General features: G+C 69.5%; 12 protein-coding genes. 6 read left to right on the top strand and 6 right to left on the bottom strand.

Annotated elements, in window-relative coordinates; translation table 11 throughout:
* Positions 1 to 189: 189 nt before the first annotated feature.
* Entirely contained in the window at positions 190 to 975 is a 786-nt protein-coding gene (locus AC6CR5_RS08530) for an APH(3') family aminoglycoside O-phosphotransferase (protein WP_498085513.1), read from the bottom strand.
* The gene (locus tag AC6CR5_RS08525) at positions 972 to 1,418 is read right to left on the bottom strand and encodes an EF-hand domain-containing protein (protein ID WP_172999526.1); all 447 of its coding nucleotides are present in this window, start codon (positions 1,416 to 1,418) and stop codon (positions 972 to 974) included. Before AC6CR5_RS08525 ends, AC6CR5_RS08530 begins: the two co-directional genes overlap by 4 nt.
* Before the next feature lie 165 nt (positions 1,419 to 1,583).
* Between AC6CR5_RS08525 and AC6CR5_RS08520 the strand changes: the two genes are divergently transcribed.
* Complete coding sequence (locus AC6CR5_RS08520; RefSeq protein WP_020928219.1) at positions 1,584 to 2,309, top strand: NAD(P)-dependent oxidoreductase; 726 nt, start codon at positions 1,584 to 1,586, stop codon at positions 2,307 to 2,309.
* A 34-nt stretch (positions 2,310 to 2,343) separates the two neighbouring features.
* Here AC6CR5_RS08520 and AC6CR5_RS08515 read toward each other — a convergent pair whose 3' ends face one another.
* Both AC6CR5_RS08515 and AC6CR5_RS08510 read right to left on the bottom strand, forming a co-directional pair.
* The gene (locus AC6CR5_RS08515; RefSeq protein WP_172999525.1) at positions 2,344 to 3,252 is read right to left on the bottom strand and encodes a DNA/RNA non-specific endonuclease; all 909 of its coding nucleotides are present in this window, start codon (positions 3,250 to 3,252) and stop codon (positions 2,344 to 2,346) included.
* A 148-nt stretch (positions 3,253 to 3,400) separates the two neighbouring features.
* The gene (locus AC6CR5_RS08510) at positions 3,401 to 4,300 is read right to left on the bottom strand and encodes a LysR family transcriptional regulator (RefSeq protein WP_006386343.1); all 900 of its coding nucleotides are present in this window, start codon (positions 4,298 to 4,300) and stop codon (positions 3,401 to 3,403) included.
* A gap of 212 nt (positions 4,301 to 4,512) precedes the next feature.
* On the opposite strand from AC6CR5_RS08510, the gene AC6CR5_RS08505 reads away from it, so the two are divergent.
* Positions 4,513 to 5,454, top strand: coding sequence for an aromatic alcohol reductase (locus tag AC6CR5_RS08505; protein WP_498085512.1), 942 nt, complete (start codon positions 4,513 to 4,515; stop codon positions 5,452 to 5,454).
* 82 nt (positions 5,455 to 5,536) lie between these two features.
* On the opposite strand, the gene AC6CR5_RS08500 is transcribed toward AC6CR5_RS08505, so the two are convergent.
* Positions 5,537 to 6,352, bottom strand: a complete 816-nt coding sequence (locus tag AC6CR5_RS08500; RefSeq protein ID WP_054514965.1) for a DUF7822 domain-containing protein — start codon at positions 6,350 to 6,352, stop codon at positions 5,537 to 5,539.
* A gap of 392 nt (positions 6,353 to 6,744) precedes the next feature.
* On the opposite strand from AC6CR5_RS08500, the gene AC6CR5_RS08495 reads away from it, so the two are divergent.
* From AC6CR5_RS08495 to AC6CR5_RS08485, 3 genes are all read left to right on the top strand, one after another.
* Entirely contained in the window at positions 6,745 to 8,910 is a 2,166-nt protein-coding gene (locus AC6CR5_RS08495; RefSeq protein WP_233639392.1) for a TonB-dependent siderophore receptor, read from the top strand.
* Positions 8,911 to 9,051: 141 nt separating this feature from the next.
* Positions 9,052 to 10,227: a GGDEF domain-containing protein gene (locus AC6CR5_RS08490; RefSeq protein ID WP_498085511.1), complete on the top strand. Its 1,176-nt coding sequence runs from the start codon at positions 9,052 to 9,054 to the stop codon at positions 10,225 to 10,227.
* Positions 10,228 to 10,361: 134 nt separating this feature from the next.
* Positions 10,362 to 11,156, top strand: coding sequence for a hypothetical protein (locus tag AC6CR5_RS08485; protein WP_498085510.1), 795 nt, complete (start codon positions 10,362 to 10,364; stop codon positions 11,154 to 11,156).
* A 111-nt stretch (positions 11,157 to 11,267) separates the two neighbouring features.
* On the opposite strand, the gene AC6CR5_RS08480 is transcribed toward AC6CR5_RS08485, so the two are convergent.
* On the bottom strand, positions 11,268 to 11,690 hold the full coding sequence (locus tag AC6CR5_RS08480) for a hypothetical protein (protein WP_251200981.1): 423 nt from the start codon (positions 11,688 to 11,690) through the stop codon (positions 11,268 to 11,270).
* 228 nt (positions 11,691 to 11,918) lie between these two features.
* Here AC6CR5_RS08480 and AC6CR5_RS08475 point away from each other — a divergent pair, with 228 nt between their 5' ends.
* The gene (locus AC6CR5_RS08475) at positions 11,919 to 13,064 is read left to right on the top strand and encodes an alpha-hydroxy acid oxidase (RefSeq protein ID WP_251200982.1); all 1,146 of its coding nucleotides are present in this window, start codon (positions 11,919 to 11,921) and stop codon (positions 13,062 to 13,064) included.
* The last annotated feature ends 108 nt before the right edge of the window (positions 13,065 to 13,172 follow it).

Genomic DNA, 13,172 nt, shown 5'->3' with positions numbered 1-13,172 from the left:
GCCGCATCAACGGGGACGTAACTTAGCACGCGGGGTCCGGCGGGGTAATTGCCGATTTCCGTCTTGTGTATCCAATCGTTAACGGGGCAGTGGCGAGGATACCAGCGGTCCGTGACGGCGGCGCGCACGGCTGCGCGCCAAGGCCGGTGCGCTGTCCCGTGGATGCGCGCGTATCCGCGGGCCAGCGCCCTAGAACAGCTCGTCCAGCTGTTCGAAGAAGCGGCGCTTGGCCGGGTCGTCCGCGACGCCCAGGGTGCCGAGAAAAGCGGCCGCCGCGTCCTCGGAAATGTCGCGCAGGTTGCGGTGGATGAAGGCCACGTCCTGCCAGCGGTCGGCCACGCCGCCGCGGCCCAGGTCGATGAAATGCAGCTGGTCGCGGGCGTCGACGAACACGTTGTTGTCGCACAGGTCGCCATGGCTGAAGGCCGGGTCTTCCCGCGGCAGGGTGGCATGCAGCCGCGCCACCAGGTCGGCCGGCGTCGCCAGGCCGGGCCATTGCGTCAGGTCGTGGTCGTCGGCGCACAGGCGGCGCGCCAGCAGATAGTCCAGCTCGCGCAGCCGCATCGGCGCGCCGGCGTCGAACGGGCAATCGTCCGCCGGCACCGCGCGCAATTGGCGCAGGGCCTCGCCGAACAGCCCGATGGCGGTGTCGGCATCGTCCATGCGCGCCTGCAGCGGCACGCCGGGCACGCGCCGCGTCAGCATGAATTCGCCATCGGCGTTGTCCGCCACCCGCACCACTTCCGGCACGTTCAGATGGCCGGCCAGCCATTGCAGCACTTGCGCCTCGCGCCGCACGCTGTAGGTGGTGGGCGCATACACCGCCGCCGACGCCTTGAGAAAGAAGACGTCGTTGCCGCGGGTGAAGTGGTAGACCCGGCTGGGCGATTCGCCGACCTGGTCGGCGATGAGCGGGGCGTCGCCAATGAAGTCGGCGATGGGGCCTGGCAGGGTGTAGCGGGCCTGGGCCTTCAACGCTTGATGCCGTGCTCGAATTTGGGCCGGGCGCGGAAGTTCTTCAGCATGTAGGCCAGGTATTCGGCCTTGCTGATGCGCCCGTCGCCGTCCGTGTCCATGGCCACGACCTGTTCGACGGTGGCTTCCTGGAGCAGGGGGCTGCGGCTGAGATAGCCGTCGGCGTTGACGTCGCGCTTGTTGAACGACATCTCCGCCCGGGTCATGTATTCGGCCTCGCTGATGGGGCCGGTATTGGCGTTGTCCAGGGCGTCGTCGGTGGCGGGCGCGGGCTGGGCCGGCGTGTCTTTTGCCGGCGTTTCCTTCGTTGGCGTTGCCTGCGCCGGCGCGGGCTTGGCCGGGGCCGTGGAGGCGGCGGGCGTGGATGCCGCCATGGCATTGCCGGCAGCGCAGGCAAGCAGCAACGCGGCGGTCAGGCTGCCCATGCGGGTGGCGTTCTTCATCGTTTTCCTTTTTATGCGACAGATGCGGCGCGCGTCGCCTTGCCGTGCCCGTCGCCGGGCCGCAACGCGGTCTCGCGCGCGGCTCATTTTGCCTGAATCCGCGATGAAGGGGCCAGATACAATCCTTGGTTACCAATCACGCCATGCATATCAAGAGGATCGGCGATGACGACACTCGTGGTCGGCGCCAGCGGGGCGACCGGGCGGCTGCTGGTCGGCCAACTGCTGGAACGCGGCGAGCCGGTCAGGGCGCTGCTGCGCTCGCCGGATGCGCTGCGGGCGTGGGCGGGTGATCCGCGGCTGTCGCTGGTCCAGGCCAGTGTGCTGGACCTGGACCCGGCCACGATGGCGCGTCACGTGGCGGGCTGCACGGCGGTGGCGTCGTGCCTGGGCCATGGCATGAGCTTGCGCGGCATCTACGGCCAGCCGCGGCGGCTGGTGGCCGATGCGGTGCGGCGCCTGTGCGAGGCCGTCATGGCGAATGCGCCGGGCCGGCCGGTCAGGTTCGTGCTGATGAACACCGCCGGCAACAGCAACCGCGACTTGCGCGAGCCGCTCTCGCTGGCGCAGCGCGCCGTGGTGGCGCTGGTGCGCGCGCTGGTGCCGCCGCACGCCGACAACGAAGCGGCCGCCGACTATCTGCGCGCCGTGGTCGGCCAGGCGCATCCCGCGATCGAATGGGCCGTCGTGCGGCCCGACAGCCTGGTCGACCGGGATGCCGTCAGCGGCTACGAGGCGCATCCTTCGCCGGTCCGCAGCGCCATCTTCGACGCAGGCCGCACCAGCCGCATCAACGTCGCGCATTTCATGGCGGAGCTGGCCATGGGCGGCGCGGCCTGGGAGCGGTGGCGCGGGCGCATGCCGGTGATCTACGACACGGCGCCGGGCTGAATCGCCAGAGGGCGCCGGCGCGCACCGCGCGCGCTTATTGCGGCAGCAGCCGCAGCCCCGTGCGCTTGACGAATTCTTCGTAGCCGATCGGCGGCCCGGCCTTGGTGCCGGCGCTGTTGGCCTGCCAATGCACCCACGAGCGGTGCGTGGTGGCGTCGTACACGACCTTGTACAGATAGGTGGGCACGGCCACGCCGGCGCCGATGGTCTTGGGGCGGTCGCCATACACCGGCCCGGTGAACACGTATACGTCGCCCGCCGCCCGCATCACGTATTGGCGCGTGTCCTGCTCGATGCGGCTCCACGGGCCGGCGTTGTGGCTCTGGTCCTGCGGCACCATGTTGGCCAGCGAAAAGCTCTGCGCCATGGCCTCGGGCGTGGCCATGTCGCCGGCCGGCGCCATGTGGCCGCGCGAGTAGCCCGAGCCGCGGTAGTCATCCAGCTCCGAACGCTCGGCGCGCGGCACCCGCGCCTCGGCGTAGAACTTGTCGGTGCGGTGCAGTCCCTTGGCCTGCGCCAGGTTCTCGCGGTTCAGCCGCTCGGCCACGAACACAGGCGTCTTGGTCGCGCCGTTGTGCAGGATGGCGAACGAGGAAAAACAGACTTCGCGCAAGCGTTGCGCGGCGGGCACCGCGGGCGGCTGCGCGTTCGGGAAGAACTGCGGACAGTCGCTGAAGGCGGTCTGCACCAGCGCCGCGTTGGGCGCGGGCAGGGCCACCGGCGCGCTGCGTTGCAACGACGGCCATTCCAGGCGCGACAGCATGTCGCCGACCGCCGCGGGCATCTTCCATTGCGGATGCAGCACATAGGTGGCGGCGCCAAAACTGGCCAGCGAGCTGACGATCAGCGCGCGCAGGAAACGCGGCACACGGCCGGCGGCGCGGCTTTGGGAGCGGGAGGTGGAGCTTCTCTTTCTGGGAGCGGGTTTCTTCGCGCGGGTCATGCTACCTGGGGCTACGGACCTGCCGCCCTGGCGGGCGACCACTATGACCCCGGATTGTAGATGAGTGACGGATTTGTCACGCCGTGCGGCGTGCGCGCCGCGGGCGATGCGATGTCGCACCCGGCAAGGCCACGCCGGCTGGCGCGTTTCAGGCGGGCAGGTCCTGCCGCGCGATCGTGATGACCCACTCCACGAACGTCTTCACCGCCGCCGTCGCGCGCGCCTGGGGATAGACGATGGCGATCGGCACCGGCGCGCAACGCGCCTGCGCCAGCACCTCGCGCAGGCGCCCGCTGCGCAGGTAGATGCCTGCGGCCAGCTCGGACAACTGGATCAGGCCCAGCCCCTCCAGGCCGCAATGCAGATAGGCCTCGGTCTCGTTGACCGCGTAGCGTCCGGGCAGCGCCAGCGCCACGTCCTCGCCATCGACACGGAAGCGCCAGTCCAGCGGCCGGCCGCTGGCGTTCGACAGGTAATTGACGACCCGATGCGCCGCCAGCGCCGCCACCGAGTCCGGCTCGCCGAATCGGGCCAGGTACAGCGGCGATGCGCAGGTGAGCCAGCTCAACCGGCCCAGCGGCCGGGCCACCAGCGTGGAATCGGCCAGCGCCCCGCTGCGGATCGCGCAGTCGATGCCTTCATGCACCAGGTCCAACGGGCGATCGTTCAGGCCCAGCACCAGCTCGATATCCGGATAGCGCGCCTCGAACTCGCGCAGGCGCGGCACTACCAGGGCGCGGCCGATGGCGCCCGGCATGTCCACCCGCACCCGGCCGCGTGGTGTCTGCGCGTCGGCGGCCAGGGCATGCTCGGCTTCGGCGATCTGCGCCAGGATGGCCTGGCACGCGGCGTAGTAACGCGCGCCGGCCTCGGTCAGGCTGAGGCTGCGCGTCGTGCGGCGCAGCAGCGGCGTGCCCAGCAGCGCTTCGAGCTGTTTGATGGTCGTCGTCACCGACGAGCGCGGCAGCGCCAGCGTGGCCGCGGCCTTGCTGAAGCTCTGTGCCTGGACGACCCGCACGAAAGTCGTCATCGCTTGAAGTTTGTCCATGGGCGGTCTGCGGCGATGCGGATAGGGAAGGGCGATGTTAGCAAGCGCCCGGCCGAGCGAGGCGGCGAGGCCAGTTCGCGGATCGCGCTTTGTGTGTTCAGGCGCGGCGAACAATGGCGCCGGCGGGCGCTCCTACACTGCCTGCGTCCGAAGGCCGGGCCGCGGCGCAATGTCCGCGCCGGCCGCATTCATTCTTGTCTGTGGAGTTTCCTATGTCGAATCCCGATGCAACCCTGGTGCTGGGCGCGGGCCAGCTCGGCCTGGCCATGCTGCGCGGCCTGGCGCCGCACGCGGCCCCGGGCACGCTCGCGGTGCTGCTGCGCCCGTCGTCCCAGCGCACCGACGATCCGCAAAAGCAGCGCGATCTCGCCACCCTGCGCGCGCTGGGCGTGCAGATCGTGAGCGGCGACCTGCTGGCGCAACCGACCGCCGAGCTGGCCGCGCTGTTCGGCCGCTTCGGCACCGTGGTGTCGTGCACCGGCTTCGTGGGCGGCCCCGGCGTGCAGCGCAAGATCGCGCGCGCCGCGCTGGACGGTGGCGTGCGGCGCTTCGTGCCCTGGCAGTTCGGCGTCGACTACGACCTCATCGGTCGGGGCAGTCCGCAGGACCTGTTCGACGAGCAGCTCGACGTGCGCGACATGCTGCGGGCGCAGTCCGCCACGGAGTGGCTGATCGTCTCGACCGGCATGTTCACCAGCTTCCTGTTCGAACCGGCCTTCGGCGTGGTCGACCTGGCGGCGCGGCGGGTGAACGCGCTGGGCGGCTGGGATACGCAAGTGACCGTCACCACCGCCGACGACATCGGCGCCCTGACCGCCGCGATCCTGCGCGCCGAGCCGCGCCTGGCCAACCAGGTGGTGTACGTGGCCGGCGATACCGTGAGCTATCGCCAATTGGCCGACACGGTGGACCGGGCGCTCGGCATCGAGACACAGCGCCAGGCCCGGACGGTGCCGGCGCTGATGCGCGAGCTGGCCGCCGCGCCTGGCGACCCGATGCGCAAGTACCGCGCCGTGTTCGCGCAAGGGCGTGGGGTGGCGTGGGATCCGGCGCGGACCTTCAACGCCGCGCACCGCATCGCCACGCAGGGCCTGGCGGCGTGGGTGCGCGAGAACCGGCAGGCGTTGCGGCGGGCGGCGGGCGTCGTGCCGTAGGGGCGGGGCCGAAGCGGGCAGGGGGCAAAGCGGGCAGGGGACAATGCGTGCAGGGGGCCGCCGCAAGGCCGCCGGCCGGGTGTCACTCCGCCTGCGCCTCGCGCTGGCGCGCCTCGAATTCGGCGCGGTCAAGCAGGTCGAAGTACAGCACCTCGCTCCACATCAGCCCCAGGATGTAGTCCACGCGCTGGTTGCGGCCGCCATCGAAGCTGTCGTCCAAGCGCAATCCGTGCAGGGCATCCAGCGGCGCGGCGCCGCGTTCCCGGGTGGCCGCCAGCAACTGCCGGCCGGCCTCGACCGGATCGGCTGGCAGCGCGTCGAGCGCGGCGCCCGCCTGGCGGCAACGCGCCAGCTCTTTTTCCACGCTCGCCTTGAGCGCGGCCTCTTCCGATTCGGCCATCACGTCCAGTTCGATGGTCTCCAGCAGCAGGTAGTCGTCGCGGTGCGCTTCGAGAAAGGCGATGGTCTCGTCCAGGGCCGCCAGCAGTTCGGTCGGGGCCGTGGTCGCAGGCCTGGCCGGCGCGGCGTCGGCGGACGAGAACAGCCGCCGGATCCTGCCGAGCAGCGATGGCGCCGGCTCGGCCGCTGGCGTCGCTGCCGTCGCGGGCGCGGCGCCGCCCACCGCCGCCCGCACGATCTCGGCAAAGCGCTTGATGCGCGCCAGGCCGGGCTCGAAGCGGCTGCTGATGGCGTACAGCCGGGTGCGCCGTTGCGGCTCGTCGTCTTCCAGGCCGTCGGCGATCAAGGACGCGCACAACTGCGGATCGCCCGACATCAGCAAGCGGTAGGAGAACGGGACGGCATACGGCCATTCGGACAGGCCGCAGATCGTTTCGGGCCGGTCGGCATAGCTGGCGGGGCGGTTGCTCAGGCTGTACAGATAGGATCGATTGGCCATGGGGGCGGGACCTCGAAAGGGGGAGGGGCGCCGGCGCAAGCGCGCGGCGGGGCCGCGGCGGGATTGTCCGGGCGCCGCGTGGCGCTATTGAACCCCAGCCAGCGCGGGGCACCGTTGCAGGCTGCCACGGTTTGCCACCAGGTGTTTCGGTGGAGCCTGGAGCGTCGGGCCGCCCGCGGCCCGCGCGAGTTCCCGGCCTTCCAAAGGTCGGCTTATCCGCTGCGCGAGATGCGTCACGGATCGGAAGCGGCGGTCATCATAATTCCGGGATCAATTCCCATTGTCATAAAACCATTGATCCTGGCATTCAGCTGAAACAGTGTGGCTATAATTCCGCTCCTAAATGTAATAAGACTGGTTCTTATTATTATTCATGTGTGAACGGAGTTTCCATGGCTGTACGCCTTTCGTCCCGCCGGCGCCCGGTGCATTTCCGGGCCCGGCAATTGCCTTTGATCGTATTCGGCCTGGGCCTGCCGGGCGCCGCCCTGGCGCAGTCCGCCCCTGCCGAGGTCCACTTGCCCGCCGTCACCGTCACGGGCAGCGATGTCGAACAGACCGCGGTCGGCCCCGTGCAGGGCTTTGTCGCCAAGCGCGCCGCCACCGCCACCAAGACCGACACCCCGGTGATGGAAACGCCGCAGTCGATCAGCGTCATCACCCAGGATCGCATGACGCTGCAGGGCGCCCAGTCGGTGCAGCAGGCCGCGGGCTATACCGCCGGCGTCACGGCCGGCGCGTTCGGGCCGGACAATCGCGGCGACTCCATCAAGATCCGCGGCACCGATTCCACCCAATACCTCGACGGCCTGCTCAACGCCGTGGGGTCCTACAACAACACCCGGCCCGATCCCTACGCGCTGGAGCGCATCGAGATCCTGCGCGGGCCGTCGGGCATGCTGTACGGGCAGGGCGCCATCGGCGGCATCGTCAACCAGATCAGCAAGCGGCCGCAGCCCGAAGCGATGCGCGAGATCGGCGTCAGCTACGGCAACCACAACCGCAAGCAGATCCAGGCCGACCTCACCGGCCCGATCGACGAAGACGGCAAGTGGCTGTATCGCGTGGTCGCGCTGGGGCGCGACAGCGACAGCTCGGTCAAATACGTCGACGACGACCGCTATTTCATCGCGCCGTCGTTGACCTGGCGGCCCAGCGCCGCGACCTCGTTGACGCTGCTGGCCAATTTCCAGAAAGACAATAGCGGGTCGATGGTCGGTTTCTTCCCGTGGCGCGGCACGCTCACCAGCACGCCGGCCGGCCGCATCCCGCAGGACTTCTTCGTCAGCGAACCCGACTTCGACAAGTACACCGCCAGGCAGAGCGCGGTGGGCTACCAGTTCGAGCACGCCTTCAACGACAACGTCACGGTGCGGCAGAACCTGCGCTACACGCACAGCGAGGTCGACTATCGCAGCATCTACACCGCTGGCTTTAACGGCGCCGGCCACGGCTGGGTGCCGGGCAGCGACACGCTGCTGCGCCGCGTGATCTACCAGAACCAGCCGACCCTCAAGCAGTTCGTGGTCGACACCCAGGGCCAGTTCAAGTTCCAGACCGGCCCGATCCGGCACACCCTGCTGACCGGCATCGACTACCAGCGTTCCGTGCTGGATGCGCGCCAGGGGGTGGGCGGCACGGTCGCGCCCATCGACGTGCACAACCCCGTGTACGGCAACTTCACGCCGCCCACCTCGACGGTCAGCGCGCCCACCTCGCGCGGCAACCAACTGGGCCTCTATATGCAGGAGCAGCTCGAATGGGAGCGTTGGCTGCTGATGCTGGGGCTGCGCCACGATCGCTCGCGCGCGTCGGTGGACGATACGCCGTCCGGGTCGCGCGATGACAGCGAAATGAGCAAGCGTTTTGGCCTGATGTACCGCTCCGAGGCCGGCCTCAATCCCTATCTGAGCTACTCGGAATCGTTCCAGGGCCTGGCCGGCTTCAACCGTGCCAACCAGGCGTTCAAGCCGCTGCGCGGCAAGCAATGGGAGGCGGGCCTGAAGTACCAGCCGCCGGGTGAAAACCTGACGGTCACCGCCAGCGTGTTCGACATGACTGAGAAAAACCGCAAGGTCGCCGGCGTGGTCAACGGCATTGCCGACACGGTGCAGGTCGGCGAGGCCCGCACCAAGGGCGCCGAACTGGAAGCCCTGGCGTCGCTGGGCAATGTCGATCTGGTGGCCACCTACACCTTCCTGGACGCCAAGGTGGCCAAGGGCACGCCGGCCGAACAGGGGCGCCAACTGGCCAGCATTCCCCGGCACATGGCGTCGTTCTGGGCCAACTACCGCTTCAGCGTGATGGGGACCCCGGGCTTCCTGGCGGGGGCGGGCGTGCGCTACAACGGCAGCAGCGACGACGGCACCGGCCAGAACGGCGTGCCCGCCGTCACCCTGTATGACGCCGTGCTGGCCTACGATGCGGGTCCCATGCGCCTGGCGCTGAACGTCACCAACCTGTTCGACAAACAGTACGTGGGCACGTGCCTTGCCCGTGGCGATTGCTTCTTCGGCACCCGCCGCACCGTGGTGGGCAGCGTGACGTATCGCTTCTGACACCAAGCGGGCGGGGCGGCTTAATTAGGGACTTATTGCCCCGATAGCGGCCGCCCCGTCACATATCCGCGGCGGATTTCCCCCTAAAATTGCGAACGCCGCCGCAATTTCCTCCTGGCGTGCCACCTCTTTCCGGCCGAGATGCACGTCGATCTGCTCACCCTTTACTTCATCACCATCGGAACGCTGCTGGCCAGTGCCGGCCTGACGTTCTGGGAGCACCGGACCCACCCCAACCGCAGCCGTTCGCTGGGCATCCTGGCGGCCGGTTTCGGCACGCTGGCCGTGGGCTGTATCTGCGCCTTGTTCCGCGCCGACATGCCTGCCGCGATCGGCGCGCCGCTGAGCAATCTGGTCATCCTCAGCGGCTACCTGCTGGTGCTGAACAGCGTTGCCTCGCTCAGCGGGCGCCATTACCGCAAGCGTTCGGTGGGCCTGCTGGCGGTCATGGCGCTGATCTGGCTGGCGGCCGGCGTGCCGGGGCAGGACGTGGTCTGGAAATACGTCAGCGCCTTTCCCATTGCGCTGGTCAGCGCGCTGACCGCCTGGGAACTGCTGCGCTGCGATTCCATGAAGACGCTGAAGACCCGCAACTTCGCCATCGCCGTCGCGGGCATCCATGCGTTGATCTATTTCTGCCGGACCTTCCTGCTGCCGTGGTGGGTTGCCGTCGAGGGGCCGTCGGTGCAGTTGCTGGCCAGCAATATCACCATGTACGAAGGCGTGCTGTATTCGGTGCTGCTGCCAATGACGCTGATCAAGCTGATCCGCGAGGAAACCCATGCGCAGTTGGTGCGCGAGTCGCAGACCGACTACCTGACGCGGCTGGGCAACCGCCGCTGGTTCTTCGAGCAGGGCGCGCGCCTCATCGCGGCCAGCGCGGGGCGCGAGCCCATCGCCGTGCTGGCGTTCGACCTGGACCAGTTCAAGGCCATCAACGACCGCTACGGCCACCATACCGGCGACCTGGTGCTGGCGGCGTTCGCCACCGTGGCCCGGGATGCGCTCGGGCCGCAGGTCATCCTGGCGCGCCTTGGCGGCGAGGAATTCGCCGCGCTGCTGGCGAGTGACGACGCCCGCCGCGCCCATCAATTGGGGGCGGCGGCGGCCCGCCGCTTTGCCACCACCGTCGCCAACCCGGCCGACGGCCTGGGCATCGCCGCCACGGTCAGCATCGGCCTGGCCTGTTTCGACGAGGACGTGCCGCCGCTGGCCGACGCGCTGGCGCGTGCGGACCTGGCGCTGTATCGCGCCAAGTCCCTGGGCGGCAACCGGCTGGAGGAGGCCCTGGCGCCCGAACGGGCCGCCGCGGATTGAGGCGCCGCCGTCCCGGCCAATGACGTGGCCCGAGGGGCGGGATGCCCGGCGGCCGTTCGCGCGCCGGCCGCCGCTTTGGATCGACGCCTTGGATCGACGCCTTGGACCGACGCTTTGGACAGATAATGACGGCCATGACGACTTCTACCCCCGCCTCTTCCGACCGCGACGGTTTCTGGTTCGACGCCGCCGATCCCGACATGGCGCTTGAACGCGCCGGCAACCACGTCCGCCTGGCGCGCGCAGAGCCGCCCTGGCTGGTCGTCGATCAATCCATTGCCACCATGACGCTGGGCCGCCGCTGGCCCGGGCAGTTGTGGCGCGTGCGCGTGACGCAACTGGGCGACATGTCCGGACTGGTGGCGCAACCCGGCTACTGGCGCGCCGCCGCGATCGAACTGCTGCAGCCGCTGCCGCTGGGCGCGCTGTTCGGCCCGCACGGCGAGGCGGTGGTCGACATCCTGGCCCGCATTCCCGAACTGACGCGCGAACAGGCGCGGGCGTTGGGCGCCGATCTGCCTGCCGACGGCTGGGACCGCTACGGCCGCGCCTGGGAACGCTGGTCGAAAGACGAAGAGGGCGTCCCCACGCCTGCCGATGCGCCGCCGCAATCTGAATGGTATGGCGTGCTGGCCGCCGCGAGCCGTCGGGGCGGGGCGCGTTCGCCCGTGCATGGCGGCTTGCTGCAGATCCACGGCCTGCTGCGGCAACGCGCCCAGGCCGTCGATGGCGACGCCGCGTTCATTCGCGAAGTGGACGAGGACGGCGAGGTCGACGAGTCGCTCGCGGCGCCGTGGGACGGGGCTAGCGACGCCTTGCTGTTTGCCGCCATGGCGCGGGGGGCGCCGCAATACCTGTCGACGGCGGACGCCGATGTGCTGTCGCGGCCCTGGCGCGAGGTGTTTGGCGACCCGGCCGGATCGATGTGAACCGACTCGGCTCCTTATCGGTTCACCGCAGCGTTCGGATGATTTCACGCCCGTCGCCATGTTGGCAGCCGTAAGGGCATGCCGCGCGGCGCAAGGGCGCGCCGGCGCGCTTTATTCCTCGCCCCGCCAGGACTTGCGCCGCCGCGCCCGCGGCTTGGGCACCACGCCCAGGCGCGGATCGCGCGCCAACGCCAGCTCCACCAACCGGGTCGCCAGCGTCTCGAACGCCTCGTCGGTCTGCGGCAGGTACAGCCACTTGCCCAGTTCCGGGTGCGGCAGCAGGCTCGGCATGTCGGCCAGCAGCGCCGCGTGGCGCTCATGCGAGGTGCACACCATCACGCCGTTCCAGGGCGTTTCGCGGTCGGCCACCACCAGGTACAGCGCGCCGTCCAGGTAGGCGGCGTCGCAGCCGAACATCTTGCGGCGCAGATAGCCTGGGTCACGCTCCAGTGGGTCCAGGAGCCAAAGCAGCGAGTTGGCGCGGGCGGCGCGTTGGCGGGGCGGCGGCGAGAACAGGTCGGGGCGGTGGGGCATGATGGCGGCAAGGGCGGGGCGACAACGCAAACGGTATCAGACTCCAGGGCCGCCCTGTCCGACATGTGATGTCTGCAAGCGGCCGCCCCGGCGCGTCGGACTACAATTCCGCTCCATGCCCTGGCGACCGGCCCGACCCGGACCGCCAGCGGTCCAGTGGTTTGCACCGCCGGCGAGGTGGCAACCGGTATGTCGTTTGTACGTGCAGCGTAGATAAAAGGTCCCCCGATGCGCCTGAACCAGTGCCAGAATTTCCACGACTTTCGCCGCATGGCGCGCCAGCGGCTGCCCGGCCCGATCTTCAACTACATCGACGGCGCCGCCGACGATGAGACCACCTACCGCCGCAACACCGAGGCCTTCGAGGCCTGCGACCTGGTGCCCGACGTGCTGCGCGGCGTGGCGGATGTGGACATGTCCGTCACCGTCATGGGACAGAAGCTGGCCATGCCGGTCTATTGCTCGCCCACCGCGCTGCAACGCCTGTTCCACCACGACGGCGAACGCGCCGTGGCCGCCGCCGCCGGCAAATTCGGCACCATGTTCGGGGTGTCGTCGCTGGGCACCGTCAGCCTGGAAGAGGCGCGCCGGATCAGCGGCGGCCCGCAGGTCTACCAGTTCTACTTCCACAAGGACCGCGGCCTGAACCGCGACATGATGGCGCGCGCCAAGGCCGCCGGCGTGCAGGTCATGATGCTGACCGTTGACAGCATCACCGGCGGCAACCGCGAGCGCGACAAGCGCACCGGCTTTGCCATCCCGTTCCGCCTGAACCTGGCCGGCATCGCCCAGTTCGCCATCAAGCCGGCCTGGGCCATCAACTACGCCACCCACGAACGCTTCCGCCTGCCGCAGCTCGACGGCCACGTCGACATGGGCGGCGGCGCCATGTCCATCAGCCGTTATTTCACCGAGATGCTCGATCCCGCCATGACCTGGGACGATGTCGCCGCCATGGTGCGCGAGTGGGGCGGCCAGTTCTGCCTGAAGGGCATCATGTCGGTCGAGGACGCCAGGCGCGCCGTCGACATCGGCTGCACCGGCATCGTCCTGTCCAACCACGGCGGCCGCCAGCTCGACGGCTCGCGCAGCGCCTTCGACCAGTTGGCCGAGATCGTCGACGCCGTCGGCGACCGCATCGACGTGATGATGGACGGCGGCGTGCAGCGCGGCACGCACGTGCTCAAGGCGCTGGCGCTGGGCGCCAAGGCCGTGGGGCTGGGCCGCTACTACCTGTTCCCGCTGGCCGCCGCCGGACGGCCCGGCGTGGAACGGGCGCTGGAACAGATGCGCGTGGAGATCGAGCGCGCGATGAAGCTGATGGGCTGCCGGACGGTGGCGCAGCTGCAGCGCCGGCACCTGCGGTTCCGCTGAAGCGGCCGCTGGCGGCGGGTTTGATACAGTCGCGGAACTGCCCGATAAACAGAAACACCCACGCCGGTGGACCGCCGCCCGTCAGTTGGATAGCAATCCGGCTTGCGG

Source organism: Achromobacter sp. EG18, from assembly GCF_059759395.1.
The sequence above is the reverse complement of the archived record's forward strand: the minus strand, read 5'-3'. Positions and strand labels throughout refer to the sequence as shown.

Excerpts from the sequence above, each read along its gene's own strand:
- AC6CR5_RS08490 (WP_498085511.1), top strand. The coding sequence starts at position 9,052 with ATGCACGTCGATCTGCTCACCCTTTACTTCATCACCATCGGAACGCTG.
- AC6CR5_RS08475 (WP_251200982.1), top strand. The coding sequence starts at position 11,919 with ATGCGCCTGAACCAGTGCCAGAATTTCCACGACTTTCGCCGCATGGCG.
- AC6CR5_RS08480 (WP_251200981.1), bottom strand. The coding sequence starts at position 11,690 with ATGCCCCACCGCCCCGACCTGTTCTCGCCGCCGCCCCGCCAACGCGCC.
- AC6CR5_RS08505 (WP_498085512.1), top strand. The coding sequence starts at position 4,513 with ATGTCGAATCCCGATGCAACCCTGGTGCTGGGCGCGGGCCAGCTCGGC.
- AC6CR5_RS08515 (WP_172999525.1), bottom strand. The coding sequence starts at position 3,252 with ATGACCCGCGCGAAGAAACCCGCTCCCAGAAAGAGAAGCTCCACCTCC.
- AC6CR5_RS08525 (WP_172999526.1), bottom strand. The coding sequence starts at position 1,418 with ATGAAGAACGCCACCCGCATGGGCAGCCTGACCGCCGCGTTGCTGCTT.
- AC6CR5_RS08485 (WP_498085510.1), top strand. The coding sequence starts at position 10,362 with ATGACGACTTCTACCCCCGCCTCTTCCGACCGCGACGGTTTCTGGTTC.
- AC6CR5_RS08510 (WP_006386343.1), bottom strand. The coding sequence starts at position 4,300 with ATGGACAAACTTCAAGCGATGACGACTTTCGTGCGGGTCGTCCAGGCA.
- AC6CR5_RS08500 (WP_054514965.1), bottom strand. The coding sequence starts at position 6,352 with ATGGCCAATCGATCCTATCTGTACAGCCTGAGCAACCGCCCCGCCAGC.
- AC6CR5_RS08520 (WP_020928219.1), top strand. The coding sequence starts at position 1,584 with ATGACGACACTCGTGGTCGGCGCCAGCGGGGCGACCGGGCGGCTGCTG.
- AC6CR5_RS08495 (WP_233639392.1), top strand. The coding sequence starts at position 6,745 with ATGGCTGTACGCCTTTCGTCCCGCCGGCGCCCGGTGCATTTCCGGGCC.